Below are 26,195 nucleotides of genomic sequence, written 5' to 3'. Positions count from 1 at the left end.
GACAGTCCCCTATCGAGTTGCGCTATGTGAGACGCGCTTCGCAAGAGGGAACCAGACGACGCACGGGGGTTCAAGGGGCCGACGTGACTTTCCGCACAGCCCACCTCGGTGGCCACCCTGCGTACCGCCCCGGTGACGACTGGTCGGCTCCTGACACGACCGCGCCGGTGCCCGCTGATGCGGGCACCGGCGCGGTCGGTCGATCGGGCTGTCGGCTCAGTTCGCGACGCCGTGGCAGTACTTGTACTTCTTGCCGCTGCCGCAGGGGCAGGGTGCGTTGCGGGCCGGTGCCTTGGTACCGGTGACGGTGGCGGTCTTGGCCGCCTTCGCCCGGCCGTCGTCCTTGGCCGAGGCGTCCAGGCTCGGGGCGCTGTAGCTCAGCTGCTGCTGCTTCGGCGCATCAAGGCCCTTCACCGCCAGCTCCGGGCCGGTGCCCGAGGACGCCGGCGCCTCGGGGGCGGCGGTCGCCGCCGCCGGCCTCGCCGTCCGCCGGGCGGAGCCCGTCGTCGCCGCGGCCGTACCGGACGGGGCCGACGCCGAGCCGTTGCCGTCCGGGGTCACCGCGGGGCCGGACGGGACCATGCCGTCGAGCACGGCCTTCTCCGCCGCCGCCCGGTCCGCCGCCTGAGCCGCCGCCGCCTGAGCCGCCGCCGCCTGAGCCGCTGCCCGCTGCTCGGCCTGCCTGGCCAGCACCCGCTCGGTGCCCGCCTGGGCGCGGGCCAGCGCCTCGGCCTCGGCCTGCGCCTGCTTCTGGCGGGCCTCGGCTTCCTGCTGCTCCTTGGTCTTGACCTCGAGGTTGAACAGGAACCCGACGGACTCCTCCTTGATGCCGTCGAGCATGGCCTTGAACATGTCGTAGCCCTCGCGCTGGTACTCCACGACCGGGTCCCGGTTGGCCATGGCGCGCAGGTGGATGCCGGCCCGCAGGTAGTCCATCTCGTAGAGGTGCTCGCGCCACTTGCGGTCCAGGACGCTCAGCAGCACCCGTCGCTCCAGCTCGCGCATGACCTCCGCGCCCAGCGTCTCCTCGCGGGTCTCGTAGGCGGTGTGCACGTCGGCGAGCAGCTCCGCCTTGAGCACGTCGGCGGTGAGCGCGGACTGGTCACCGTCCGCGACCCGGTCGAGCAGGTCCCGCAGGTCCAGGCCCACCGGGTACAGGGCCTTGAGCCCGGTCCACAGCTTCTCGAGGTCCCAGTCCTCGGCGTAGCCGGTCTCGGTGGCGCCGTCGACGTAGGCGCTGACCACGTCGTCCACCATCGTCCGGATCTGCAGGTGCAGGTCCTCGCCGTCGAGCACCTTGCGGCGCTCGTCGTAGATGACGGTGCGCTGCCGGTTGAGGACCTCGTCGTACTTGAGGACGTCCTTGCGGACCTCGAAGTTCTGCTGCTCGACCTGGGTCTGCGCGGAGCGGATCGCGCGGCTGACCATCTTCGACTCGATCGGCTGGTCGTCGGGCACGCGCAGCGTCGTCATCATCGACTCGAGCATCGGGCCGTTGAACCGGCGCATCAGGTCGTCACCGAGCGACAGGTAGAACCGCGACTCGCCCGGGTCGCCCTGACGGCCGGACCGCCCGCGCAGCTGGTTGTCGATCCGCCGGCTCTCGTGCCGCTCGGTGCCCAGCACGTACAGGCCGCCGGCCTCGGTGACCTCGTCGTGCTCGGCCTTGACCTGCTCCTTGGCCGCGGTCAGCGCCGCGTCCCAGCCGGCCTCGTACTCCTCCGGCGTCTCCACCGGCGACAGGCCGCGGGCGCGCAGGGTCTCGTCGGCGATGAACTCGGCGTTGCCGCCGAGCTGGATGTCCGTGCCGCGGCCGGCCATGTTGGTGGCCACGGTGACCCCACCCAGCCGCCCGGCCATCGCGATGATCGCGGCCTCACGGGCGTGGTTCTTCGCGTTGAGCACCTCGTGCCTGATGCCCTTGCGCACCAGGAACTTGGACAGCACCTCGGACTTCTCGACGCTCGCGGTACCCACCAGGACGGGCTGGCCGTTCTCGTGCCGCGTGGCGATGTCCTCCACGACCGCGGTGAACTTCGCCTCCTCCGTCTTGTAGATGACGTCGGCGCGGTCCTCGCGGACCATCGGGCGGTTGGTCGGGATCGGGACGACGCCCAGCTTGTAGGTCTGGTGCAGCTCGGCGGCCTCGGTCTGCGCCGTGCCGGTCATCCCGGAGAGCTTGGCGTACAGGCGGAAGTAGTTCTGCAGGGTGATCGTGGCGAGCGTCTGGTTCTCGTCCTTGATCTGCACCTTCTCCTTGGCCTCGATGGCCTGGTGCATGCCCTCGTTGTAGCGGCGGCCGGCCAGCACGCGGCCGGTGAACTCGTCGACGATGAGCACCTCGCCGTTGCTGACGATGTACTGCTGGTCGCGCTTGAACAGCTCCTTGGCCTTGAGGGCGTTGTTCAGGTAGCTGATCAGCGGGGTGTTGGCCGCCTCGTAGAGGTTGTCGATGCCGAGCTGGTCCTCGACGAACTCCACGCCCTCCTCGGTGATGGCGACCGTCCGCTTGCCCTCCTCGACCTCGTAGTGCCGGTCGCGCTTCATCAGCGGGGCGATCCGGGCGAACTCTGAGTACCACCGGGCGCTGGACTCGGCCGGGCCGCTGATGATCAGCGGGGTGCGCGCCTCGTCGATGAGGATCGAGTCGACCTCGTCGACGATGGCGAAGGGGTGCCCGCGCTGCACCAGGTCGGCCTTGCTCCAGGCCATGTTGTCGCGCAGGTAGTCGAAGCCGAACTCGTTGTTCGTGCCGTACGTGATGTCGGCGGCGTACTGCTGCCGGCGGACGTCGTTCGGCTGACCGGAGACGATCGTGCCGACCGACAGCCCCAGGAACCGGTGCACGCGACCGGTCCACTCGGCGTCGCGCTGGGCCAGGTAGTCGTTGGTCGTGATCACGTGGACGCCGTCCCCGGACAGCGCGTTCAGGTAGGCCGGCAGCACCCCGGTGAGGGTCTTGCCCTCACCGGTCTTCATCTCGGCGATGTTGTCCAGGTGCAGCGCCGCGCCGCCCATGATCTGCACGCGGTAGTGGCGCTGCCCCACCGTCCGCGTCGATGCCTCGCGGACCACGGCGAACGCCTCGGGCAGCAGCTCGTCGAGGGACTGGCCCTCGCCGTAGCGCTCCTTGAACTCGTCGGTCTTCGCGCGCAGTTCGGCGTCGGTGAGGTCGACCATGTCGACCTCGAGGGCATCGACCGCGTCGGCGATCTTCGACAGCCGGCGGAGGATCTTCCCCTCGCCGGCACGCAGGAGTCTGGAGAGCACCACGCCCCCAGCGTAGGCGGCGGCGCCGGGATGCGGTCACGGCGCGGCGGACGTGCCCGCCCCGGCCGGTGCGGTCCGTACCGTTCCCGGGCGTGTCCTCTCCCGCGTCCCCCGCCTTCGGGCCCGGCCTCGTGACCCTCCTCACCGAACGGCACCTGGCGACGCTGACCACGCTGCGCGCCGACGGCACCCCGCACGTGGTGCCCGTCGGCGTCACCTTCGACGCCGCCACCGGCACCGCCCGGGTGATCACCTCGGGCACCTCGGTGAAGGCCCGGCACGTCCGCGACGGACGGTCGCGGGTGGCGGTGTGCACCGTGGACGGACGTCGGTGGGCGACGCTGGAGGGGACGGCGGTGCTCCGGGACGACGCCGCCTCGGTCGCCGACGCCGAGGCCCGGTACGCGCAGCGCTACCGGCAGCCGCGGCCGAACCCGCACCGCGTCGTCCTCGAGATCTCCGTCGACAGGGTCCTCGGCAACGTATGAGCATGCCGGGGTGGACCTCAGCGCGATCGACCTGACCACCGAGGTGGTGCGCACGCAGCGGCTGGTGCTCCGGCCCTACCGTCCGGACGACGAGGAGCTGGTCCTGCGCGCCTGCCAGGACCCGGACATCCAGTACTGGAACACCGTCATCCCCTCGCCCTACACCCGGGCGGTGGCCCGGGAGTGGGTGTGCGAGCTGGCGCCGCGGGAGCGGGCCGAGGGCCGGGGCATGCCGGTCGCGGTCGAGGCCGGCGGCGAGCTGGTCGGCTCCAGCGGCGTGGAGTTCACCGCGGGCGTGCTCGGTCCGGCCATCGGCTACTGGATCGCCCCGTGGGGACGTGGGCACGGGTACGCCGCCGAGGCGGCGCACGCGCTGGCCGAGTGGGCGCTCGGCCTGGGCGCGCCGCGGGTGCACCTGGTCGCCGACGTGCGCAACGGTGCGTCGCTCGCGGTGGCGCGGCGGGCTGGGTTCACGCAGGAGGGCGTGCTGCGGTCCGGACTGGCGTACCGGGACGGCAGCCGGGGCGACGCCGCACTGTTCTCCCGGCTGCCCACCGACTGAAGAAGGACCTTCGACTGCGGGTCGGCTCCCAGTCGGGAGCCGACCCGCCGTCGGCCTCCCTGCAGGGGCCCGCCGCGAGCTTGCGAGTGGTGGGGGGCAGGGAGGTCCTTCTTCAGACGGTGGCGGGCTGCCGCGGCTCGGCAGCGGCTCCGACGGTGTCCCCGCTGGATTGGTCGGTGATGACGGTGTCCTGCGCGACCACGGTCGGTTCCACGGGCAGTTGGACGTCGAGACGGATCAGGCCGTAGTCGAAGGCGTGCCGGCGGTAGACCACCGAGGGCCGCCCGGTGTCGGCGCACAGGAACAGGAAGAAGTCGTGCCCGACGAGCTCCATCTCGTACAGCGCCTGGTCGACGTGCATCGGGGTGGCGGGGTGCACCTTCTCGCGGACGATCTGCCCGGGCAGGTGCTCGTCGAGATCGGTGACCAGTGGCGCGTCGCCGGTGAGGGTCGCGTCGAGGTCGGCTGGTGGGGCGCTCGCGTCCGCCGGGGGCTCGGCGGGGAGCTCGGTGGTGGGGAGCCCGGTGGCGGCACCCTCCAGCCGGACGCTCGGTGGGGTGCGCCGGCCGTGGTGGACGTGCCGGCGGTCGTTGGCGCGGCGCATGCGGTTCTCGACCTTGTCGGCCGCGAGTTCCAGGGCCGCGTAGAAGTCCGGGGCACTCGCCTCCGCGCGCGCGACCGGGCCCTTGCCGCGGAGCGTGATCTCCACGCGCTGGCACATGGCCGACTGGCGGGGGTTCTTCTCGTGCAGCAACTCCACGTCGATGCGGATCAACTTGCCGTCGAAGCGTTCGAGCTGCCCGACCTTGTCCTCCACGTGCTGGCGGAAGTGCTCGGGCACCTCGACGTTGCGACCACGGACCACGATCTCCATGGGACCTCCCGGTTGAGCGGGGCTGTGATCGAACCGACGCTAGACGCCTTCCGGGCGTCCCGACAGTCGATCTCCACGGCGATGCGAGCGCTCTCACCGGCGGACCGTGAAGGTCGCTCCCCCGGGGTCGGGAACCGGCGTCCGACCCCGCCGCGGGGTGGCGGCCACCACCGCGGCCAGCACCGGTGGCGCTCCCGGGCCGCTCAGGGCACGCAGCGCCCGGGCCGCCTCGACCAGCGTCGCCCCGCTGGTCACCACGTCGTCGACCAGCACCAGGCGCGCGCCGGGCGGGCACCGCGCGCAGCGCCGCGGGGTGAACCGGCCGGCCAGGTTGGCCGAGCGCTCGTGCGCGGTCAGCCCGGCGGAGTCCCGGGTCCCGGCGGCCCGCCGCAGCAGGGGCGCGGGCCGGGCGGGCACCCCCGCGGCGCGCAGCTCCGCCGCCGCCCGCCCGGCCAGCTCGCGGGCGTGGTCGCGTCCCCGCTGCCGCACCGCCGCTGCCGAGCTGGGCACCGGGACCAGCAGCACGGGCCCACCGCCGTCCGGCGGGAGCGCGGTCAGCACCGCGGCGACCGCGAGGGCCAGCGCAGTCCCGAGCGGGCCGGCGAGCTCGGCGCGGCCGTGCTCCTTGAACGCGAGGACCGCCGGCCGCACCGGCCCGGCGTACGGACCGGCGGCGACCGTGGGCGGGAACCCGGGCGGGTGCCGGCGCGGCTGGGCCACGCGCGGGTGCGCCAGCCACGACCGGCAGCGCGGGCACAGCACCGCCCCGGGCAGCGCGCAGCCCCCGCAGGTGCGCGGCAGCACCAGGTCGGCCAGCGCCCGTCCACCGTCGCCCAGCAGCGCCGCCGGGTACGCGCGCGCCCTGTCCACCGACCGAGCGTGCCCGCCGGACCCCGCCCCGACGGACCGTTGCCGCGAGCTGGGGACCCGCGGCCCGGCTGGGGACGACACCGCCCCGACCCGGCTCAGAGCGGGTAGAAGGGCTCCTCCCCCGCCACCGGCTCGGCGCCGCGGACCAGCGTCACCCAGGTACCGCCGCCCAGCTCCCACAGCGTGCGCCCCGCGGTGACCAGCGGCTGCCGGCCCGGTGCCGCGGCGACCGCGGTCGGCTGGCCCGGCAGGCCCGAGGTGATCACCGGGGTGAGGTCCCAGCCGTCGACGTCCACCGTGTACGGCACGGTGCGCTCCTCGCTCGGGTCACCGGCGAGCACCATGAGGAGGCCCGAGTTGCGCCAGGCGACGTCCACGACCTGCTCGACGCTGGGCGCGACCGAGCGCAGGTCCCGCACGGTGACCGCGTCCTCGTCCCGGGCCACCGTGCCCACGAACAGCCGGCCGCCGTTCGGGCCCTCGATGACCAGGGCGGCGCGCACACCGTCTGGGCTGAGCTGGAAGACCGTGGCCCGGCCGAGGCCGGCCAGCGTGGTGACGTTGACGGTCTGCGGGGTGCCGCCCGCGGGCAGCCGCACCACCTCGCTGCCGTCGCGCACCGTCCACACCTCCGCCCGGGTGCCGGCGGTGGTCGGCGTGGTGAAGCTGCGGCCGGCCAGCACCGGGGCCAGGTCCCCGCCGTAGGGGCCGGCGAACAGCGTCGCCGGCGCCCCGGACGGCGAGACGGTGGTCGACACCCCGGCCATGAGCCCCAGCCCGCTGGTGCGCGGGTCGACCGAGACGCCGGCCGAGACCAGCCCGTACACCCCGCTGCCGGCGGGGCCGGGGGCCGGGCTGGCGTCGGCGGCCCGCCGCAGCGCGCCGTCCAGCACGTAGTGGCCCACGGCGTCCACCGGCGCGTAGTCCGGGTCCAGCGAGACCCAGTCGTCGGTGCTCTGCTCCAGCGGGGTGCCGGCGACGCCCAGCGGCTGACCGTCGCGCAGCACCGTCACCCGGCGCAGGGACAGCTGCTGCATCGACCAGACCAGCTGTCCGGCGGCGGCCTGCGCGGTGGCGTCGGTGACGTCCGCCGGGAAGGAGAGGTCAATGGTCACGTTCTGCCCGGCGACGCGCACCGTGCTGCGCAGCCGGGCGCCGGACAGCGGGTTCACCACACCGGCGGCCAGCGCCGCCGAGGGTCCGCTGATCAGCCGCTCAACGAGCGCGTTCGGCTGGGCCGGGCCGGAGACCAGGTAGCGGGGGTCGGGGACGACGCGGCTCCCGGTCGGATCGAGGAAGTAGGCGTCGAGCTGGTCGTAGGTGCGGGCGAAGTCGGGCTCGAGCAGCAGCAGCCCGTCCGGCGGGTCGGTGATCCGCCACTCCCCCGACTCGTGGGACAGCGTGAACGTGTGCGTGTAGACCTGCCCGTCGGCGACGGTGAAGACGCCGCGCTCGTCGACCGTGCCGACCAGCGCCGCAGTCACCTCGACGGTCCCGGACCGGGTCTGCACCGGCGCGAAGTCCGAGCTGATGATCGTGACCCCGTCGCTGTCGGACCAGGAGGCGGCGTCCTCGCCGTCCAGGTACTGGCGGGCGACCGGGTGGTTGCGGGCGGTGCTGGAGCTGGCGTCGATGAACCCGCGGACCACCTCCTCCGGCGTGGCGCCCTGCTCCGGGCCGAGCGGCTCGATGCCGACGTCGTCCCCCGGGAGCTCGGCGACCTGGGTGATCTGCACCGTCGCCGAGCTGCTCGGGACGGTGCTGCAGCCGCTGACCAGGGCGAGCAGCAGCGCCAGCGCGGGCAGCCCGCGGCGGGCGGTCACGACTCGCTCCCCGGCAGGCGGAGGTTCACCGGCCGCAGCGGCAGGGGCGAGCTGATGAGGTCCGCGCCGCCCTCCAGCGGCAGGGTGAGCCGGAACTGCGCGCCCGCGCCCGGCATGCCCCACACCTGCAGCCAGCCGCCGTGCAGCCGGGCGTCCTCCAGGCTGATCGACAGGCCCAGCCCGCTGCCGCCCACGGTGCGCACCCGCGAGGGGTCGGCCCGCCAGAACCGGTCGAAGACGTGCTGCGCGTCGGCGGTGCTCAGGCCCACGCCGTGGTCGCGGACCGTGATCGCCGCGGCGGTGCGGTTGGCGGCGAGGGTGATCTCGACGGGCTGGCCGGTCCCGTGCTCGATGGCGTTGCCGACCAGGTTGCGCAGCACCCGCTCCACCCGCCGTCCGTCGACCTCGGCGACCACCGGGGCACCCGGCGCGCTGACGACGAGCTCGCAAGCGTGCCGGGCGGCCAGCGCGGTCATCCCGCCGACCACCCGGTCCACCAGGCCGCGCAGCTCCTGCGGCTCGGCGTCCAGCACGGCGGCGCCGGCGTCGTAGCGGCTGATCTCCAGCAGGTCCGACAGCAGCACCTCGAAGCGGTCCAGCTCCTCGCACAGCAGTTCCGCGGACCGGGCCACCGCCGGGTCGAAGTCCGCGCGGGCCTCGTGCAGCACGTCGGCGGCCATCTGCACCGTCGTCAGCGGTGTGCGGAGCTCGTGCGAGACGTCGGAGGTGAACCGCTGCTGCAGCTGGGAGAGGGCCTCCAGCTGGGTGATCTGCTTCTGCAGGCTGTCGGCCATCGCGTTGAAGCTGGACGCCAGCCGGGCCAGGTCGTCCTCGCCGCGCACGACGAGGCGCTCCTCCAGGTGCCCCTCGGCGAGCCGCTGGGCGCCGCCGGCGGCCCGGCGCACCGGGTCGACCACGAGCCGGGTCACCAGCACGCCGATCCCGGCGACGAAGAGCGTCAGGACGGCGCAGGTGACGACGACGGTGCTCCGGATCCCCTCCAGGCTCTCCTGCTCCTGGTCCAGCGGGAACGCGAAGTACACCTGCACGCTCTCCCCGCTGCGCGCGTCGGTGGGCACGGGGGCACCGACGAGCAGGGTGGGGACCTCCTCGCCCGCCGCGTCGGGGACCAGCGCGTACCGGTAGGCCTGCGCGCCGTCGGCGACCTCCGCGTGCAGGTCGCCGGGCAGCGCGGGATAGACCTCCGAGCGGCTCACCGCGGAGCGCTCGTCGTCCCCGGACCGGTAGACCATCACGACGTCGAAGTCCCCGGCGGAGCCGCCGCGGGACTGCAGCCCGGCGACGGTGCGGGTCAGCGTGGTTCGGATGCTCGCCGCGTCACCGGTGGCGATGCCGCTGACCTCCGACTGCGCGTACTGCACACCGCGCAGCGCCTGGTCGACGGCGGCCTGGCGCTTGGCGCCGAGCAGCTGGTCGCTGATCTGCCGGAACAGCACCAGGCTGACCACGACGACCAGGAGGCCGGCGACGAGCATCGTGATCGCCCCGACCCGCAGCTGCAGGGAGGAGCGCCACAGGTGCAGCGCCCGGCGGCCGAGCCGGACGCTGGTCACCAGGGCGCGGCGCCGGGCCCGGCGCAGGCGGCGCCGCAGCCGGGTGGTCCGCGGCCGGCGGCCCGGCCCGGGCTCGGCTGAGGGCTGCGGCGCGGCGACCGGGGGGACCGGTGCGCCGGTCGCGGGGCTCCCGGACGACGTGCTGACGGTGCTCACGGGCGGGAGCAGCTCCACCTCACGGTGCCCATCTGCTCGCTCCCGCGGCCCGCTCCGCTCCTCGCTCGTTCCTCGCTGCGATGCTCACGGGCCTGTCCGCTCACGGTGGGCCCGCCTTGTAACCCACCCCGCGCACGGTCAGCACGACCTCGGGCTTCTCCGGGTCGCGCTCGACCTTCGCGCGCAGCCGCTGCACGTGCACGTTCACCAGCCGGGTGTCGGCTGCGTGCCGGTAGCCCCACACCTGCTCGAGCAGCAGCTCCCGGGTGAACACCTGGCGCGGCTTGCGGGCGAGCGCCACGAGCAGGTCGAACTCCAGCGGGGTCAGCGCGATCGACATGCCGTCCCGCAAGACCTGGTGGGCCGGGACGTCGATCTGGACGTCGCCGATCGCCAGCGTCTCGGCCTGGCCGTTCTCCCCGCGGCGGAGCTGGGCCCGCACGCGGGCGACCAGCTCGACGGGCTTGAACGGCTTGGTGACGTAGTCGTCGGCGCCGGCCTCCAGCCCCTGGACGACGTCGATCGTGTCGCCCTTGGCGGTCAGCATGATGACCGGGACCGTCGACTGCGTCCGGATGTCCTGGCAGATCTGGATGCCGTTGCGGCCGGGCAGCATCAGGTCCAGCAGGACCAGGTCGGGCCGCAGCTGCTGGAAGGTGGCCAGCGCGCGGGCACCGTCGGACACGAAGGCTGGTTCGTAGCCCTCACGCCGCAGCACGATGCCGAGCATCTCGGCGAGTGCGGCGTCGTCGTCGACGACCAGGACACGGCCTCGGCTGGGCCCCGTGGTGGGTGCGGAAGGTGGCACGGCGCCATTGTGCGCGACGCCCGCCACCACCACGCCCGCCCCGCCCGGAGAACTCCCCCGAGAGGGGCGTCGCGGCGTGCTGGAGCGGCCCCGCTGCAGGGCACCACCGCGAGCCTGGTGACGTGCTCGAACGGCCCGCCTGCAGGGCCCCGCCCTGAGCTTGCGAAGGGTGGGGGGCAGGCGGGTCCTTTCAGTAGCGGTAGTGGTCGCTCTTGTACGGACCCTCGACGGAGACGCCGAGGTAGTCGGCCTGCACCTTGGTCAGCTCGGTCAGCTTGACGCCGAGGGCGTCGAGGTGGAGCCGGGCGACGTGCTCGTCGAGCTTCTTCGGCAGCACGGTGACGCCGGGGGTCTGCCCCTCGTAGGCGGCCCGGTTGGACCACAGCTCGATCTGGGCCAGCGTCTGGTTGGAGAACGACGCGCTCATCACGAAGCTGGGGTGCCCGGTGGCGTTGCCCAGGTTCAGCAGCCGGCCCTCGGAGAGCACGATGATCGTGTGGCCGTCGGCGAACCGCCACTCGTCGACCTGCGGCTTGATGGTGGTCCTCGTGATCCCCGGGGTGCGGGCCAGGCCGGCCATGTCGATCTCGTTGTCGAAGTGGCCGATGTTGCCCACGATCGCCTGGTGCTTGGTCATCCCGAGCTGCTCGGCGGTGATGATGTCCTTGTTGCCGGTCGCGGTGATGATGATGTCGGCCTTGCCGATGACCTCGTCGAGGGTGGTCACCTCGTAGCCGTGCATCGCGGCCTGCAGCGCGTTGATCGGGTCGATCTCGGTGACGATCACCCGGGCGCCCTGGCCGCGCAGCGACTCCGCGCAGCCCTTGCCGACGTCGCCGTAGCCGCAGACCACGGCCACCTTGCCGCCGATCATCACGTCGGTGGCCCGGTTGAGGCCGTCGATGAGCGAGTGCCGGCAGCCGTAGAGGTTGTCGAACTTGCTCTTGGTGACCGAGTCGTTGACGTTGATCGCCGGGAACAGCAGCCTGCCCTCGCGGGCGAGCTCGTAGAGCCGCAGGACGCCGGTGGTCGTCTCCTCGGTGACGCCCTTGATGGCCTGGCCGATCCGGGTCCAGTACTGCCCGTCGGTGGCCAGGGTGCCGCGCAGCACGTCGAGGATGACGCCGTACTCCTCGGAGTCGGCGTCGGTGGTGTCGGGGACGACGCCGTCGGCCTCGAAGCGGGTGCCCAGGTGCACCAGCAGGGTCGCGTCGCCGCCGTCGTCGAGCACCATGTTCGGGCCGACGACCTCACCGGCCTCGTCGCGGAACTCGAACAGCCGCTGGGTGCACCACCAGTACTCCTGCAGCGTCTCGCCCTTCCAGGCGAAGACCGGGACGCCGGTGGGCTGCTCGGCGGTGCCGTCGCCGACGACGATCGCCGCGGCGGCGTGGTCCTGGGTGGAGAAGATGTTGCAGCTCACCCAGCGCACGTCGGCGCCGAGCGCGACCAGCGTCTCGATGAGGACGGCGGTCTGGATGGTCATGTGCAGGGAGCCGGCGATGCGGGCGCCCGCCAGCGGCTGCGCGTCGCCGTACTCCGCGCGCAGCGCCATCAGGCCGGGCATCTCGTGCTCGGCGAGGGTGATCTCCTTGCGACCGAAGCCGGCGAGGGAGAGGTCGGCGACCTTGAAGTCGCCGTCGGTCAGTACACGGGTGCCGGTGCTGGCAGTCATGTCGCTCCACGTCCGCGCCCAGCCTCAGGGGCGAGCGCTCTCAGTCGGGATGTATCGAAGAGAGCGAGCATGCCGAGGCTTCGGCGGGGCTCGTGCCGAAGCAAGGATAACGCCGCTACCGGACGAGCGGCCTCGGCCGTGGGCGCGCGGTCCCGCTGGGGCCGCCGGGTCAGCGGACCAGTCGTCCTGTGGTTGCGCGGTAGAGCAGTGCCGGGCCGCGCGCGCTCACCGGCGACCCGGCGGGCACGAACGCCGAACTGCCCTTCTCCAGGACCAGCTCCCCGTCCGGGCCGGCCAGCACCGCGGTGCCCGCGGCACAGAGCACGACCTGCGGTCCGGACGTCGTCAGCACCCCGGGGTCCTGGCCGACGTCGCAGCGGGTGAGCTCGAAGTCCTCGACCGGCACCCGGTAGCGCAACCCGCCGGGGCCGAGCACCGGGTGCAGCACGGGAACCTTGCCGTCGCTGAAGTCCAGCACCTCGATCAGCGCGGCAAGGTCGACGTGCTTGGTGGTCAGGCCGCCGCGCAGCACGTTGTCGGAGCTGGCCATGACCTCCACGCCGGCGCCGCTGAGGTAGGCGTGCAGGTTGCCCGCGGGCAGGAACACGGCCTCGCCCGGGGCCAGCTTCAGGTGGTTGCACATGAGGGAGATGACGACGCCGGGGTCACCGGGGTAGGACTCGGCCAGGGCGGCCGCCCACCGGTAGGTGTTGATGAACTCGGGGTCGTGCGCGGCCACGAACTCCGCGGCCCGGTGCGCCACCGCGGTCACCAGTGAGTCCCGGCGCCGGGCCGACAGCGCCAGCAGCTGCGGGATCGCGGCCCGCAGGCCACCGCGGGCGAGCGCGGCGATCGTCGGCTTCAGCTCCGGCAGCTGCAGCTTGGCCAGGCAGTGCAGGGACTCCTCGACCGGCCGGAACCCGCACAGCGCCTCGACGGGCGTGATCGCGACCAGGATCTCCGGCTTGTGGCACGTGTCCTTGAAGGTGCGCGTCGGGTCGTCCCGCGGGATGCCGGCTGCTTCCTCGGCGGCGAAACCCGCCTCGGCCTGCGCCCTGGTCGGGTGCGCCTGCAGTGACAGCGGCTTGTCTGCGGCCAGCACCTTCATCAGGAAGGGCAGCCGGGCGCCGAACCGCTGGTGCACGACCGGCCCCAGCAGGAGGTCGGGGTCGGCGGCGATCGCCACGTCCAGACCGGTGCCGTCGGCGAGCCGGGAGGGGGCATCCGGGTGGGCCCCCATCCACAGCTCGGCGTACGGCACCTCCGCCGGGGAGGGCAGGCCGAGCAGGTCGGGGATCACCGTGCGACTACCCCACGGGTAGTGCCGCACGGGACTGTCGAGCTGCCACATCACGGACGAGGCTAGCGGGGTGGCGGTCACCCGTCCTTGATAGGTCACGCGGGACCTGTCCGAGGTCTCCGGACGCCGCCGGGTCACCCGGCAGGGGCAGTGGCGGCGCTCACGGGCGCAGCGCCCGCTCGTGGTCCAGGGCCAGCGCCAGGTAGACGGCGCTGAAGTCGGCGACGGCCAGCTGCCGCGCGAGCCGGACCAGGCGGGGCTCCTGCGTGGCCTCCGTCTGCTCGGCCAGGCTGCTGACCGGGACGTTGTGCGCCGCGGCGATCCGCAGCAGCTCCTGCATGGCCTCCTCGGCCGACCGCGGCTCGCGCTCGCCGCCGTCGGGGCCGCCGCCGTCGGCGTCCCGGATGGTCAGCAGCCGCAGTCGCCGGCCGCCGTCGTCCACCCGGTCGCGGAAGAAGTCGTCCCCACCGTCCGGGGCGGCCAGCGGGCCGGCGAGCACGGTGCGGGCGGCGACGCGCTGGTCGGGCAGCCGGAAGCCGGCCACCGGCAGGCCGGCCAGGGTGGCCAGCTGGTCGGCGACCCGGCCGGCGGCGGCACCGGCGAGCGGCCCCTCCGCGGCGATGACCGGCAGCGCGTCCAGCAGCTCCAGCGCCAGCGTCTTGGCCGGGTTCACGAACGACTCCCGGGCCGGCCCGCACTGGCTGGCCACCTCGTCCAGTGCCGCCGCGATCAGCTCGGTGTCCGCGACGCCCTCGGCGAGCAGGCCGAGGTCGGTGGCCAGCAGCAGCATCGGCGTGAGCAGCGACCACAGGGTCGTGTGCCGCACCCGGGAGCTCGGCAGCGCGACGTAGGGCGCGCGGGCGCTCGCGCACACCGTCCGCAGCGGCGCGTCCTCGGCGCCGACGCCGACCAGCGCGACCCCGCGGCGGGCGGCCTCGTAGGCGGGGGTGACCGCGTACCGGCCGGCGCCGGTGCGCGTGGCCACTACGGCGATGTCCGTCGGCCCCAGCCAGACCGGCAGCGCCGGACCCGGGACGACGTCCACGGTGACCGGGCTGGAGGACCCCAGCAACGCGCGCAGCACCTCGGCGGCGACCGCCCCTTCCCGGCGGGCGACGATGACCAGCCCGCGCGGGCGGCCACCGGCCGTCGCCCGCTGGAGGTCGGCCTCCTGGGTCAGCCGCGCGGTCTCCCGGACCTGGGCCCCGGCGCCGGCAACCGCGGGCAGCAGCTCCTGCGGGTCCCGCTGCCGCAGCAGGTCCAGGTCGTTGAGGACCTGCTCGGCGAGCTCCGGGGACGTCACGTCGGCCGCCGGCGCGCCTCGTCCAGCAGCAGCACCGGGATCCCGTCGCGCACCGGGAAGGCCCGCGAGCAGGTGGGGCAGACCAGCTCACCGGCCTCGACGTCGACGGTCAGCGGCGAGTGGTGGGTGTCCGGGCAGGCGAGGATCTCCAGCAGCTTCGGGTCGATGCCCAGCGTCTCGTCGCCGCTCATGCCCGCACCAGCTCCAGCACCTCGTCGCGCAGCTCCTGCATGCGGGCCGCGTCCGGCGCCTCCACGTTGAGCCGGAGCAGCGGCTCGGTGTTGCTGGCCCGGAGGTTGAACCAGGCGCCGTCCGGCAGGGTCACGGTCAGCCCGTCGAGCTCGTCGAAGGTCACGCCCTCCCGCTCGCCGTAGGTCTTGCGGACCGCCTCGACCCGCCCGGCCTGGTCGGTGACGGTGGAGTTGATCTCCCCGGAGGCGACGTACCGCTCGTAGGCGGCGGTCAGGTCCGAGAGCGGGCGGGACTGCTCCCCCAGCGCCGCGAGCACGTGCATGGCCGCGAGCATGCCGGTGTCGGCGCGCCAGAAGTCGCGGAAGTAGTAGTGGGCCGAGTGCTCACCGCCGAACACCGCGTCGGTCCGGGCCATCTCCGCCTTGATGAAGGAGTGCCCCACCCGGGTGCGCACCGGCTGCCCGCCGTGCTCCCGCACGATCTCCGGGACCGCCTGCGAGGTGATCAGGTTGTGGATGATCGTCGTCCCGTGGCCCTTGGCGAGCTCGCGGACGGCGACGAGCCCGGTGATCGCCGACGGGCTGACCGGCTCGCCGCGCTCATCGATGATGAAGCACCGGTCGGCGTCCCCGTCGAAGGCCAGGCCGATGTCCGCCGCGTGCTCGCGCACGCCGGCCTGCAGGTCGACCAGGTTCGCCGGGTCCAGCGGGTTGGCCTCGTGGTTGGGGAAGGAGCCGTCGAGCTCGAAGTACATCGGCACGATCTCCAGCGGCAGCCCGGAGAGCACGACCGGGACGGTGAAGCCGCCCATGCCGTTGCCCGCGTCGACGACGACCTTCAGCGGGCGGATGCCGGACAGGTCGACCAGCTGCTTGAGGTAGGCGGCGTACTCGGCGACCAGGTCGCGGCTGGTGACCGTGCCCACCCGCTCGGGCTGCCGGGAGAAGGCACTGCCGGGCTCGTCGATCTCCTGCTCGGCCCACGTGCGGATCTCCACCAGCCCGGAGTCCTGGCCGATGGGGGCGGCGCCGGCGCGGCACAGCTTGATGCCGTTGTACTGGGCCGGGTTGTGGCTGGCGGTGAACATCGCGCCGGGCAGCTCCAGGGAGCCGGCGGCGAAGTAGAGCATGTCCGTGGAGCCCAGCCCGGCCTCGACGACGTCCAGGCCGCAGGCGAGCACCCCCTCGGCGAAGGCCCGGGAGAGCGGGATCGAGGAGTCCCGCATGTCGTGCGCGGTCACGACCGCGGTCGCGCCGGTCTCGCCGTGCACGAACTCGGCGAACGCCGCCCCGATGGCCCGGGCCACGGACTCGTCCCACTGCTCGGGGACCAGCCCACGGACGTCGTAGGCCTTGATGATCGACGTCAGGTCGGACAACTGCACACCCTCACACTCGCGCTCGCCGCGCCGGGACCGGCACGCACGCGACCCTAGTGGCGGGGACCGGAGCGCAGCGCGCCGAGCCGGTCCGTGCCGCTCGTCCGGGTCAGGTGAGGTCGGGGAGCACCCGCAGGTGCCCGCGGCGCGTGCCCCGGCCGTCGTCGGCGGGGTCGCGCGGGGGCTCGGGACGCGCGGCCTCGCGGACCGCGTCGGCCAGCGCCAGCAGGTCGTCACCGGTCGGCCCGGTGTCCTCGGCGTCGATCTCGTGACGCACGACCTCCCACCCCCGCGGCACGGTCAGCCGCTGGGCGTGGAACTCGCACAGGTCGTAGCTGTGCGGCTCCGAGTAGGTCGCCAACGGGCCGACGACGGCCGTGGACTCCGCGTACACGTAGGTCAGGGTCGCCGCAGCCGGTTGCGCGCAGCCGCTGCGCGAGCAGCGACGTGACTGCCTCACCACCGGTTCCTCACGCCGGGCACACTAACGGCCAATGCGCCTCTCCGGGAGGAGGCGCACCGAACGGGCCCGCCGGACGCGCCCGGCGGTCCGCCGCGGGAGCCGGGGAGACGTAGGCTGCCTGCGCGATGGACCGTCCTCCTCCCCGCGCCCGGCGCAGCCGGCGCGACCGCCACGGCCGAGGTCTCCGTGGGCGCCTGGTGCCCCCGACCCTGCCGCTGTCCCGCAGCCGCGCCGAGCAGTTCGACGACCTGGTGCTCGACGCGGTCGAGGACCTGGAGCGCCGCTGGGAGCGCGAGCTGGCCGGCGTGGAGTTCGCGGTCGAGGACGTGCCGTGGGTGGATCACAGCAGTCCCGACGAGGTGGTGCTGGACTCCGACGTCCTGGACGACGGCAGCGTGCCCCTCGCCCGCGTCCTGCCCGCGCACCGCGAGGACGGCCAGGACCACCCGGCGCGGATCGTGGTCTACCGGCGTCCCCTGGAGATCCGGGCCGCCGACCGCGAGGACCTCGCCGACCTCGTCCGCGACGTCGTCGTCGACCAGGTGGCGGTGCTGCTCGGGCGGGACCCGGAGGAGATCGACCCCACCTGAGGAAGGACCTGCTCCTCCCCGAGAAGGACCCCCGTCCTGCTCACTCCGCTCGCGGGTGCTGAATGCGCAGGTGCGGTCAGCGACACGCGCCGGCACGCCGTACGTGGCGGTCACAACTGCTCACTCGCAGCGCGGACCGCGGTAGGACCCGGCGGCCGGGCCGTCCCACCCCACCTGACCCCGGGGGCGAGGGGGCCGTTCCGGCGCCACTGACATATTGGGTGGCGAGATGAGCGCACCGATCGACAGCCTGGGGGCACGCCGGCCGTGGGTCGTGGGGGCTGCGGTCGCGGCGCTCGTCCTCGCGGTCGTGGCCCTGGCCTGGGCACTGCGACCCGGCGGCGCCACGGCCGCCGCCAGCCTCACCGTCACCCCCCGCTCGGCGGACGGCGCGGACGCCGCCCTGCTGCTCGCGGACCGGTACACCACCCTGGCCGGGGCCACGGACACGCTGCGCGCGGCGCAGGAACGCGAGCCGGCGCTCGCCGCCGTCCCCGTGGGCCGGCTGGCGGAGGGCACGGAGGTGGAACGGAGCCCGGCCGGCGCGACGATCACCGTGCGGGTGACGCTGCCCGACGCCGACGCGGCGGCCGCCGCGGCGAACGCCGTCGTCAGCGCCCTGGTGGAGACCGGCGCGGACGAGGAGCTGGTCGATGTCGACCCGGGCGCCGAGGCGTCGGCCGGCCGGGCCGACACCCACCCCGACCGGGTGCCCTGGACCATCGGCGGGCTGCTGCTCGCCCTGGTCAGCGGGCTGGCGGCGGCGGTCGTCGCGCGGGCGACGGGCCGACGCGGGCCGGGCGCCCCTCCCCCGCCCACGCCTACGCAGGAGCCCGCGGCGGTCGAGCCGGGAGCCGGTGGCGCGTTCCTGCACGACGACCTGCCCGGTTTCCTGGAGAACCCGCCGGGGTCCCCACCCGCGGCCGCGCCGGCGCCCCCCGTCCTGGTCCCCGCCACCGTGCCCGCGCCGCGGCCGCCGGAGTCGGCGAACGGCCACCGGCCCACCTCCGGGCTGCTCGGCCGCCGGGCCGTCGGCGCCGCGGTCGTGACCTCCCTCGTGCTCAGCACGGTCGCGCTGGCGGTCGCGGTCGGCCGCGACAGGTCCGCCGCCCCCGCGCCGGCAGCCGCACCCTTCACGCCGTCCGGCTCCGCCACCCCGGAGCCGGACGCGCCGGTGGCGACGACGGCCGCGCCGCCGACCGCGACCGGGACCGCCGCCGGCGACCTGGCCTTCGCCTCGGTGCCCCTGGGGGAGGACGGCGTGGCGGCCAGCGTGGTCTTCGACGGCGTGCTGCTCGAGCAGCGGGCCGTGGGGCTCACGGTCACCTATCCCGCGGTCAGCCTGTCCACCGACGGGGAGCAGGCCCTGGCCCACGTCCGGTTCCCCACGTTCAACTGCCTGACCGACGAACCCCCCGCCGACCCGCTCACCGCCGGGTGCGCGCGCTCGATCACCGAGTACGCCGACCTGGCCACCCCCCACCTGCAGGTCACCCGGGAGGCCGGCCGGATCGAGCTCGTCGGCCTCTTCCCCACCTACACCCGCCCCAACGGGACGGCGCCGGCCTACACCGGGCGGGCCTACCGGCTGACCGCGGCGGTCAGCGCCGAGGGGGCGGAGCGGAACGGGCAGGCGCCGGCCACCGGCGTCGTCCGCCTCGGCCTGGACAGCGCGCCGACCGCCACCGGTCGCGGGGTCAACCTGCTGCAGTTCCCCGGCTGACCCCGGCCCGGTGGACACCCCGCCGGGTCAGCGACACCAGACCGCCGGAGGCGGTCAACGACGCCCAGGGCGAGCCCAGCTTGCGGCGCAGCCCGCCGCCGTCGCTCCAGCCCCACCAGGGCCAGCGGTCGGTCCCGTCCGGACCGCGGTCCAGCAGGGTGAGCAGGAGGGCGGCGACGTCGTCGCCGCGGCGCACGACGGCGACCTCCAGCCAGCCGATCGCCGCGTGCAGCCGGGCCGCGGCGCGGACGAAGGAGCGCTGGTCGGCGGGGACCCGGCAGAGCAGCGCCGGGAGGACCCGCTCGAGGGCCGCGGGGTCGGTGCTGCGGTAGACCTCGCCGACGGCGTCCAGCTCGTCGACCAGGCGACGGCTGCGGGTGGTCGCGGTGGTGGCGTCCGGCAGGCCCGCGGCCAGGCGACCGAGCGTCGGGTCGCCCAGGGGGAGACCGGCCAGCCGGAGCGTCCACGGACCGCGGAGGCCGGCCAGCAGGTCGAGCACGCCGTCGGCGAGCCGGCCGGCGGTCTCGGGGTCCGGCGCGTACAGCCGGCACTGCGGCCGGCCCTCGGGCAGCGGGCCGGGCCCGGTGCCGAGCAGGGTCACCGCGGTGGCCGGCCCGCGCCGGCGGAGGGCCAGCAGGGCGAGCCCGTCGGGGCGGCCCTGCAGGTGCGGCTCGACCACCACCGCCCGCGCGCGGACCCGGGCGGGCTGCGCGTTCAGCGCGGCGGTCAGCCACGGACCGCGGGAGGTGAGGGGAACGGCGAGACGGGACATCAGGGGCGCGGCGGCCCGGATCTCCCGGACCACGCGAGCGCGTCCGTCGGCGATCCGGATGGACACGTGCCCCAGTCGACCACACGTGCGCCCGGGGACGGGGGGCTGGTCTCCGCTCCGGGAGAGGAACGGCGCGGGGACCTGGTGGGTCGTCGGTCGGCCGGGGCGGTGCGGCAGCTGCTCAGCCCGCGCGCCGGCTGGGTCCTGCGGAGGAGCTCAGAAGGCGCGGCGGCGCAGCCGGCGACGCTCCCGCTCGGAGAGCCCGCCCCAGATGCCGAAGCGCTCGTCGTTGGCCAGCGCGAACTCCAGGCACTCGGCGCGCACCTCGCAGCCGGTGCAGATCTTCTTCGCCTCGCGGGTGGAGCCGCCCTTCTCCGGGAAGAACGCCTCGGGGTCGGTCTCGGCGCACAGCGCGCGGTCCTGCCACCCCTGCTCGTCGTCCAGGCCCGGCAGGGCCGCGTCGAACCCACCCGGCAGGCCTAGGACGTCCCGGGCCGGCCCGGGGGGCGCGGCCCCCGCGGCGGCCGACTTGTACTCGCTCAACCACGACACCTCGGTCATCACGATGCGTCCTCTCCGGCTCGTTCCCAGCGTTCGTCCCCCGGCGGTTCCGGAGCTCCGTCGCCTGATGACAACGTCGGAATTACACGCGTGTCGTTGAGTCGAGGTCAAGTTGGGGTGCTGTAACGCCCCGCACCACCCGTCCCACCACTCACAAGTTGTTCGGCAGTGGTCACAGCAGCCCCCGACACGCCGGTGCGTCCGACACCTTCTGCCCACGCTGCGGAGCGCTTTCATCAAGGTCATCAACGGGTGCCCGGGGCTCTCCGTGCACAAGTGACGACGGGCAGGATGGGCGCGTGCACATTGTCGTCCTGGCCGGAGGCGTCGGCGGCGCCCGGTTCCTCCGTGGAGTGACCGCCGCCGCACCCGGCGCGGACATCACCGCGGTGATCAACACCGGGGACGACGTGACCCTGCACGGGCTGCGGATCTGTCCCGACCTGGACTCCGTGATGTACACGCTCGGTGACGGGATCGACGAGGACCGCGGCTGGGGTCGCCGGGACGAGACCTGGACCGTCCGGACGGAACTGGCCGCCTACGGCGCAGAGCCGACCTGGTTCGGGCTCGGCGACCGGGACCTGGCGACCCATCTGGTCCGGACCCGGATGCTCGACGCCGGCTACCCGCTGTCCGAGGTGACCGCGGCCCTCGCCGACCGGTGGCAGCCCGGCGTCCGGCTGCTCCCGATGAGCGACCAGCGGGTGGAGACGCACGTCGTCGTGACCGACCCGGAGACCGGCCGGACCCGGGCGATCCACTTCCAGGAGTGGTGGGTCCGTCACCGCGCGGCGCTGGACGCCCACCGCTTCGTCCAGGTCGGCGTCGACGACGCCCGCCCCGCCCCCGGCGTCCTGGAGGCGCTGGCCGCCGCCGACGCGGTGCTGCTGGCCCCCTCCAACCCCGTGGTGTCCATCGGCACGGTGCTGGGCGTGCCCGGCATCCGCGACGCGGTGCGGGCCGCCGGCAGCCGGGTGGTCGGCGTCTCCCCCATCGTCGGCGGAGCCGCGGTGCGCGGCATGGCCGACCGCTGCCTGCCCGCCGTCGGGGTCGAGGTCAGCGCGGAGGGCGTCGGCCGGCACTACGGCGCCCGGTCCGCCGACGGGCTGCTCGACGCGTGGCTGGTGCACACCGGCGACGCGGCCGACGTCCCCGGAGTCGAGGTGCGGTCGGTTCCCCTGCTCATGACCGACCCGGCGGCCACCACCGCGCTGGCCCGCGCGGCCCTGGACGCCGCCCGTGTCTAGGCCCGAGCCTCCGCAGGGGATCTCGGTGCACCCGGTGCCGGGGCTGCCCGAGTTCGTGCCCGGGGACGACCTGGCGGCCGCCATCGCCGGCGCCGCCCCCTGGCTGGCCGACGACGACGTCGTCGTCGTCACGTCCAAGGTGGTGGCCAAGACCGAGGGCAACCTCGTCGCCGTCGAGCCGGGCGCCGACCGGGAGACCGCCCGGCTGCGGGCCGTCGACGCCGAGACGGTGCGCGTCGTGGCCCGGCGCGGGCCGCTGCGCATCGTGGAGACCCGGCACGGCTGGGTCGTGGCCGCCGCCGGCATCGACGCCTCCAACGTGGCGTCCGACGCCCTGGTCCTGCTGCCGGCCGACGCCGACGCCTCGGCCCGGCGGCTCCGCGAGCGCCTCCGGGAGCTGCTCGGCGTGACGGTGGCGGTGGTGGTGAGCGACACCTTCGGCCGCCCGTGGCGCGACGGCGTGGCCGACGTGGCGATCGGCGCGGCCGGGCTCCCCGCCCTGGTCGACCACCGGGGCGCGGTGGACGCGCACGGCAACGTGCTGGAGACCACCCAGGTCGCGGTGGTCGACGAGATCGCCGCCGCGGCGGACCTGGTCAAGGGCAAGCTCGCCGGCGTCCCGGTGGCCGTCGTCCGCGGCCTGGCCCCGGCCGTCCCGGACCCCGACCTCGGCGCCCGGCCGCTCGTACGCCTCGGCGCCGGCGACCTCTTCCCGCTCGGCAGCCGCGACGTGGTGGGCGGGCGGACCGTCCCGGCCGTGCTCGCCCCCCGCCCCGGCGGGCCGGCCGCGGTCGCCGAGGCGTTCCGGGTCGCGGTGGCCGCGCTCCCGGAGTTCCCGGTGGTCTTCCGCTACGGCAGCGAGGACGACGACTCCCCCGTCGTCGACGTGCACCTCGCCGACCCGATCACCCCCACCACCGCGCTCGCCCTCGGGGCGGTGGTCGCCGCGGCGCTGGTCCAGCTGCGGGCCGAGGGGTGGGCGACCCGGTGGGAGCCGGCGAGCACGCTCGGCGGCAGCTCGCTGGCCGGCCGGGTGTGGATCGGCGATCCCGGTGAGGCCGGAGGCGGCGCGGGGCCGTTCCCGGCGACTCGTTAGCGTCGGACCGTGCAGATCCGCGAGCTCGCCGTCCCAGACAGCTACGTGTTCGACCTCGTACCGCACGGCGACAGCCGCGGCCGCTTCACCGAGTGGTACCGGGCGGACGCGCTGGCCGAGGAGCTGGGTTTCCCGCTCCCCCTGGCGCAGGCGAACCACAGCGTCTCGGCCCGCGGCGCGCTGCGCGGGGTGCACTTCGCCCAGGTGCCGCCCGGCCAGGCCAAGTACGTCTACTGCCCGGTCGGCAGCATCCTCGACGTCGTCGTCGACATCCGGGTGGGGTCGCCGACGTTCGGCGCGCACGACGCGGTCGTGCTCGACAGCGAGCAGCCGCGCGCGATGTACCTCGCCGAGGGGCTCGGGCACGCGTTCATCGCGCTGACCGACCAGAGCTCGGTCACCTACCTGCTGTCGTCCCCGTACGCGCCGGCGCGGGAGTTCGGCATCCACCCGCTGGACCCGGTTCTGGACCTGCCCTGGCCCGCCGACGTCGAGTTCGAGCTCTCCGCCAAGGACAGCGCCGCGCCCACCCTCGAGGAGGCCCGCGAGCAGGGGCTCCTGCCGACGATGGAGCAGTGCTCCGCGCGCTACGCCGCGCTGCGCGCCGGCTGAGGCCCGGGAGGGTCAGCCGCGCAAGGTGGCGACGCAGGCGCGCACCGACTCCTGCCAGGCGGGCAGCGGGGTGAGCCCGGCCGCGACCCAGCTCGCCGGGTCGAGCACCGACCAGGCCGGCCGCGGCGCGGGGCGGGGGAACGCGTCGGTGGTGGTCGGGCGCACCCGCTCGGGGTCGGCGCCGGCCAGCTCGAACACCAGCCGGGCGAACCCGAACCAGGTGGTGCTGCCGGTGTTGGTGCCGTGCAGGACCCCGCGCACCGGCGCCTGCGCCGCCTCGACCAGCCCGGCGGCGAGGTCGGCGGCGGAGGTGGGGCTGCCGGTCTGGTCGTCGACGACGGACACCTCGTCGCGCTCGGCCTCGAGCCGGAGCATGGTGCGGACGAAGTTGCTGCCGTGCGCGGCGTAGACCCACGCGGTGCGGACGACGACCGCGTCGTCCCCCACGGCGGCGACCGCCTGCTCGCCGGCGAGCTTGGTCCGGCCGTAGGCGGTGCGCGGCGCCGGTTCGTCGTCGACCGTGTACGGCGCGGTGGCGTCCCCGGCGAAGACGTAGTCCGTCGAGACGTGCACCAGGCGGCCGGTGCCGGCCAGCTCCTCCGCCAGCCAGCCCGGCGCCTGGCCGTTGACCCGGTTTGCGGTCTCCTCGTCGGTCTCGGCGGCGTCGACGGCGGTGTACGCGGCGGCGTTGAGCACGACCGGGCGGGCGCCCCGGGCGACGGCGTCATCGCGCCAGCGGGAGACCACGCCGCGCACCTGGGTCTCGTCGGTCAGGTCGAGCTGCGCCCGGCCCAGGGCCGTCACGTCCTGCCCGGCGAGCACCCGCCGCAGCTCGGTGCCCAGCTGGCCGGTGGCCCCGGTGACCAGCCAGGCGGTGCCCTCGCTCACGCCAGGGCCGTCCCGGCGGCGGCCTTCAGCGGCTCCCACCAGGCCCGGTTGTCCCGGTACCACTGGACGGTGAGCGCGAGGCCCTCCTCGAAGGACATCCGCGGGGTGTAGCCCAGGGCGGCGGTCTTCGAGTAGTCGACCGAGTAGCGCAGGTCGTGCCCGCCGCCGCGCGGGTCGACGATGTGGTCGACGTAGGTCCAGTCCCGGCCGGTGGCGTCCAGCAGCATCTCGGTGAGCTCCCGGTTGGACAGCTCCCGGCCACCGCCGATGTTGTAGATCTCGGCCGGGCCACCCTTCTCCAGCACCAGCTGGATGCCGCGGCAGTGGTCGTCGACGAACAGCCAGTCGCGGACGTTGGCGCCCTCGCCGTACAGCGGGACCTTCGCCCCGTCGAGCAGGTTGGTCACGAACAGCGGGATGACCTTCTCCGGGAAGTGGTACGGCCCGTAGTTGTTGCTGCACCGGGTGATCGACACGTTCAACCCGTAGGTCTGCGCGTACGCCCGGGCGAGGAGGTCGCTGCCGGCCTTGGACGCCGAGTACGGGGAGTTCGGCTCCAGCACGTGGTCCTCGGTCCACGAGCCCTCGTCGATCGAGCCGTACACCTCGTCCGTGGAGACGTGGACGACGCGCTCGACCCGGTGGCGCACCGCCGCCTCGAGCAGCTGCTGGGTGCCGAGCACGTTGGTGAGCACGAACCCGGAGGCGCCGGAGATCGACCGGTCCACGTGCGACTCGGCGGCGAAGTGCACCACGACGTCGTGCTCGGGCAGCGCCGCGTCGAGGTCGGCGGCGACGCAGATGTCCCCCCGCACGAACCGGAAGCGTGGGTCGTCGGCCACCGGGGCGAGGTTCGCCAGGTTGCCGGCGTAGGTCAGCTTGTCGAAGACGGTGACCTCGACGTCCTCGTACCCGGGGTACCCCCCGGAGAGCAGGGTGCGGACGTAGTGCGAGCCGATGAACCCCGCTCCACCGGTGATGAGCATGCGCATGACTGCAAACCGTAGCCAATCGCCGGGCCGAACACCGTTCACCCGGTAGGAGGACCTCCCCACGGGGGCACCGCCGGCCACCGGACCCTCGCCTACGGTGCTCCCATGCGCGGGATCATCCTGGCCGGTGGGACCGGCAGTCGCCTGTGGCCCATCACGCTCGGTGTCAGCAAGCAGCTCATGCCGGTCTACGACAAGCCGATGATCTACTACCCGCTCTCCACGCTGATGCTCTCCGGCATCCGCGAGGTGCTGGTCATCACCACCCCGGACGACCGGGACGCCTTCGCCCGGCTGCTCGGCGACGGCAGCCGGCTGGGCATGAAGATCGAGTACGCCGTCCAGCCGAAGCCCGAGGGGCTGGCCCAGGCCTTCCTGATCGGCGCGGACTTCCTCGACGGCGAGGCCGCCGCGCTGGTGCTCGGCGACAACATCTTCTACGGCGCCGGCCTCGGGACGGCGCTGAGCGAGCAGCCCGAGCCCGACGGCGGGCACATCTTCGCCTACCACGTGGCGAACCCGCGGGCCTACGGCGTGGTGGAGTTCGACGAGGCCGGCCAGGTGCTGTCGATCGAGGAGAAGCCCGAGCGGCCGAAGAGCTCCTACGCCGTCCCCGGGCTGTACTTCTACGGACCCGACATCGTCGACGTCGCCCGGGGCATCACCCCCAGCGCGCGCGGCGAGCTGGAGATCACCGCGGTGAACGACCACTACCTGCGCCAGGGCCGGCTCACCGTGACCGCGCTGGACCGCGGCACCGCCTGGCTGGACACCGGGACGTTCACCTCGCTGCGCCAGGCCACCGAGTTCGTCTCCGTGGTCGAGGAGCGCCAGGGACTGAAGATCGGCTGCATCGAGGAGGTCGCCTGGCGGAACGGCTGGCTGGACGACGACGGCCTGCGCAGCGCCGCCGAGCCGCTGGCGAAGAGCGGGTACGGCGACTACCTGCTGGGGCTGCTCGACGGCCCCTGAGCC

Annotated in this window: 24 protein-coding genes; 8 read left to right on the top strand and 16 right to left on the bottom strand. The window is 74.3% G+C overall.

Annotated elements, in window-relative coordinates; genetic code table 11:
* Positions 1-216 precede the first annotated feature (216 nt).
* Entirely contained in the window at positions 217-3,273 is a 3,057-nt protein-coding gene (secA, locus tag HK417_RS20590) for a preprotein translocase subunit SecA (protein ID WP_222270693.1), read from the bottom strand.
* An 89-nt stretch (positions 3,274-3,362) separates the two neighbouring features.
* Here secA and HK417_RS20585 point away from each other — a divergent pair, with 89 nt between their 5' ends.
* Together HK417_RS20585 and HK417_RS20580 are read left to right on the top strand one after the other, a co-directional pair.
* Positions 3,363-3,758: a PPOX class F420-dependent oxidoreductase gene (locus tag HK417_RS20585; RefSeq protein WP_222270682.1), complete on the top strand. Its 396-nt coding sequence runs from the start codon at positions 3,363-3,365 to the stop codon at positions 3,756-3,758.
* A 10-nt stretch (positions 3,759-3,768) separates the two neighbouring features.
* A complete protein-coding gene (locus tag HK417_RS20580; protein WP_222270672.1) occupies positions 3,769-4,320 on the top strand; it encodes a GNAT family N-acetyltransferase in 552 nt (183 codons plus the stop codon).
* A gap of 112 nt (positions 4,321-4,432) precedes the next feature.
* On the opposite strand, the gene hpf is transcribed toward HK417_RS20580, so the two are convergent.
* The 11 genes from hpf to HK417_RS20525 form a co-directional block, all read right to left on the bottom strand.
* Positions 4,433-5,194 carry a ribosome hibernation-promoting factor, HPF/YfiA family gene (gene hpf / locus HK417_RS20575; RefSeq protein ID WP_222270670.1) on the bottom strand — a complete coding sequence of 254 codons (762 nt, stop codon included), beginning with the start codon at positions 5,192-5,194 and terminating at the stop codon, positions 4,433-4,435.
* A 93-nt stretch (positions 5,195-5,287) separates the two neighbouring features.
* Positions 5,288-6,064: a ComF family protein gene (locus HK417_RS20570; RefSeq protein WP_222270668.1), complete on the bottom strand. Its 777-nt coding sequence runs from the start codon at positions 6,062-6,064 to the stop codon at positions 5,288-5,290.
* A 95-nt stretch (positions 6,065-6,159) separates the two neighbouring features.
* Complete coding sequence (locus HK417_RS20565) at positions 6,160-7,887, bottom strand: LpqB family beta-propeller domain-containing protein (protein ID WP_222270666.1); 1,728 nt, start codon at positions 7,885-7,887, stop codon at positions 6,160-6,162.
* Entirely contained in the window at positions 7,884-9,617 is a 1,734-nt protein-coding gene (mtrB, locus tag HK417_RS20560) for an MtrAB system histidine kinase MtrB (protein ID WP_222270656.1), read from the bottom strand. The genes HK417_RS20565 and mtrB overlap by 4 nt, the downstream gene beginning before the upstream one ends.
* Positions 9,618-9,717: 100 nt before the next feature.
* Positions 9,718-10,425, bottom strand: coding sequence for an MtrAB system response regulator MtrA (gene mtrA, locus HK417_RS20555; RefSeq protein WP_222270646.1), 708 nt, complete (start codon positions 10,423-10,425; stop codon positions 9,718-9,720).
* A gap of 190 nt (positions 10,426-10,615) precedes the next feature.
* Entirely contained in the window at positions 10,616-12,100 is a 1,485-nt protein-coding gene (ahcY, locus tag HK417_RS20550; protein WP_222270644.1) for an adenosylhomocysteinase, read from the bottom strand.
* Positions 12,101-12,269: 169 nt separating this feature from the next.
* Positions 12,270-13,451 carry a mannose-6-phosphate isomerase, class I gene (manA, locus tag HK417_RS20545; protein WP_222270635.1) on the bottom strand — a complete coding sequence of 394 codons (1,182 nt, stop codon included), beginning with the start codon at positions 13,449-13,451 and terminating at the stop codon, positions 12,270-12,272.
* A 109-nt stretch (positions 13,452-13,560) separates the two neighbouring features.
* Positions 13,561-14,703, bottom strand: coding sequence for an SIS domain-containing protein (locus HK417_RS20540; RefSeq protein WP_222270633.1), 1,143 nt, complete (start codon positions 14,701-14,703; stop codon positions 13,561-13,563).
* Positions 14,700-14,894 (bottom strand): Trm112 family protein, encoded by a 195-nt coding sequence (locus tag HK417_RS20535; RefSeq protein ID WP_261327449.1) that lies wholly within the window; start codon positions 14,892-14,894, stop codon positions 14,700-14,702. Before HK417_RS20535 ends, HK417_RS20540 begins: the two co-directional genes overlap by 4 nt.
* Entirely contained in the window at positions 14,891-16,279 is a 1,389-nt protein-coding gene (locus tag HK417_RS20530) for a phosphomannomutase/phosphoglucomutase (protein WP_308123732.1), read from the bottom strand. Before HK417_RS20530 ends, HK417_RS20535 begins: the two co-directional genes overlap by 4 nt.
* Positions 16,280-16,382: 103 nt before the next feature.
* Positions 16,383-16,733 (bottom strand): DUF3499 domain-containing protein, encoded by a 351-nt coding sequence (locus tag HK417_RS20525; protein WP_308123731.1) that lies wholly within the window; start codon positions 16,731-16,733, stop codon positions 16,383-16,385.
* A gap of 128 nt (positions 16,734-16,861) precedes the next feature.
* On the opposite strand from HK417_RS20525, the gene HK417_RS20520 reads away from it, so the two are divergent.
* Complete coding sequence (locus tag HK417_RS20520) at positions 16,862-17,326, top strand: metallopeptidase family protein (RefSeq protein ID WP_222270626.1); 465 nt, start codon at positions 16,862-16,864, stop codon at positions 17,324-17,326.
* 229 nt (positions 17,327-17,555) lie between these two features.
* Positions 17,556-19,049 carry a hypothetical protein gene (locus tag HK417_RS20515; protein ID WP_222270624.1) on the top strand — a complete coding sequence of 498 codons (1,494 nt, stop codon included), beginning with the start codon at positions 17,556-17,558 and terminating at the stop codon, positions 19,047-19,049.
* Here the strand turns inward: HK417_RS20515 and HK417_RS20510 are convergent.
* Together HK417_RS20510 and HK417_RS20505 are read right to left on the bottom strand one after the other, a co-directional pair.
* Complete coding sequence (locus HK417_RS20510) at positions 19,024-19,887, bottom strand: hypothetical protein (RefSeq protein WP_222270622.1); 864 nt, start codon at positions 19,885-19,887, stop codon at positions 19,024-19,026. The genes HK417_RS20515 and HK417_RS20510 overlap by 26 nt on opposite strands.
* A 150-nt stretch (positions 19,888-20,037) precedes the next feature.
* Positions 20,038-20,382, bottom strand: a complete 345-nt coding sequence (locus tag HK417_RS20505; RefSeq protein WP_261327448.1) for a WhiB family transcriptional regulator — start codon at positions 20,380-20,382, stop codon at positions 20,038-20,040.
* A 299-nt stretch (positions 20,383-20,681) separates the two neighbouring features.
* Between HK417_RS20505 and cofD the strand changes: the two genes are divergently transcribed.
* Genes cofD through HK417_RS20490 form a run of 3 tightly spaced genes read left to right on the top strand, consistent with a single transcriptional unit; the run spans position 20,682 to position 23,340 of the window.
* Positions 20,682-21,632, top strand: coding sequence for a 2-phospho-L-lactate transferase (gene cofD, locus HK417_RS20500; RefSeq protein ID WP_222270619.1), 951 nt, complete (start codon positions 20,682-20,684; stop codon positions 21,630-21,632).
* Positions 21,625-22,728 carry a coenzyme F420-0:L-glutamate ligase gene (locus HK417_RS20495; protein ID WP_222270616.1) on the top strand — a complete coding sequence of 368 codons (1,104 nt, stop codon included), beginning with the start codon at positions 21,625-21,627 and terminating at the stop codon, positions 22,726-22,728. The genes cofD and HK417_RS20495 overlap by 8 nt, the downstream gene beginning before the upstream one ends.
* Before the next feature lie 9 nt (positions 22,729-22,737).
* A complete protein-coding gene (locus HK417_RS20490) occupies positions 22,738-23,340 on the top strand; it encodes a dTDP-4-dehydrorhamnose 3,5-epimerase family protein (protein WP_222270607.1) in 603 nt (200 codons plus the stop codon).
* 12 nt (positions 23,341-23,352) lie between these two features.
* On the opposite strand, the gene rfbD is transcribed toward HK417_RS20490, so the two are convergent.
* Positions 23,353-24,228, bottom strand: a complete 876-nt coding sequence (gene rfbD, locus HK417_RS20485; RefSeq protein ID WP_222270605.1) for a dTDP-4-dehydrorhamnose reductase — start codon at positions 24,226-24,228, stop codon at positions 23,353-23,355.
* Entirely contained in the window at positions 24,225-25,220 is a 996-nt protein-coding gene (rfbB, locus tag HK417_RS20480) for a dTDP-glucose 4,6-dehydratase (RefSeq protein WP_222270603.1), read from the bottom strand. The genes rfbD and rfbB overlap by 4 nt, the downstream gene beginning before the upstream one ends.
* A gap of 105 nt (positions 25,221-25,325) precedes the next feature.
* Between rfbB and rfbA the strand changes: the two genes are divergently transcribed.
* The gene (gene rfbA / locus HK417_RS20475; RefSeq protein WP_222270601.1) at positions 25,326-26,192 is read left to right on the top strand and encodes a glucose-1-phosphate thymidylyltransferase RfbA; all 867 of its coding nucleotides are present in this window, start codon (positions 25,326-25,328) and stop codon (positions 26,190-26,192) included.
* Positions 26,193-26,195: the final 3 nt, after the last annotated feature.

The organism is Modestobacter marinus, assembly GCF_019799945.1.
Lineage (GTDB): Bacteria > Actinomycetota > Actinomycetes > Mycobacteriales > Geodermatophilaceae > Modestobacter > Modestobacter marinus_B.
This window is presented reverse-complemented; position numbering and strand designations above follow the sequence as displayed.

Excerpts from the sequence above, each read along its gene's own strand:
- HK417_RS20520 (WP_222270626.1), top strand. The coding sequence starts at position 16,862 with ATGGACCGTCCTCCTCCCCGCGCCCGGCGCAGCCGGCGCGACCGCCAC.
- manA (WP_222270635.1), bottom strand. The coding sequence starts at position 13,451 with ATGTGGCAGCTCGACAGTCCCGTGCGGCACTACCCGTGGGGTAGTCGC.
- HK417_RS20515 (WP_222270624.1), top strand. The coding sequence starts at position 17,556 with ATGAGCGCACCGATCGACAGCCTGGGGGCACGCCGGCCGTGGGTCGTG.
- rfbA (WP_222270601.1), top strand. The coding sequence starts at position 25,326 with ATGCGCGGGATCATCCTGGCCGGTGGGACCGGCAGTCGCCTGTGGCCC.
- rfbB (WP_222270603.1), bottom strand. The coding sequence starts at position 25,220 with ATGCGCATGCTCATCACCGGTGGAGCGGGGTTCATCGGCTCGCACTAC.
- HK417_RS20505 (WP_261327448.1), bottom strand. The coding sequence starts at position 20,382 with ATGACCGAGGTGTCGTGGTTGAGCGAGTACAAGTCGGCCGCCGCGGGG.
- ahcY (WP_222270644.1), bottom strand. The coding sequence starts at position 12,100 with ATGACTGCCAGCACCGGCACCCGTGTACTGACCGACGGCGACTTCAAG.
- hpf (WP_222270670.1), bottom strand. The coding sequence starts at position 5,194 with ATGGAGATCGTGGTCCGTGGTCGCAACGTCGAGGTGCCCGAGCACTTC.
- HK417_RS20535 (WP_261327449.1), bottom strand. The coding sequence starts at position 14,894 with ATGAGCGGCGACGAGACGCTGGGCATCGACCCGAAGCTGCTGGAGATC.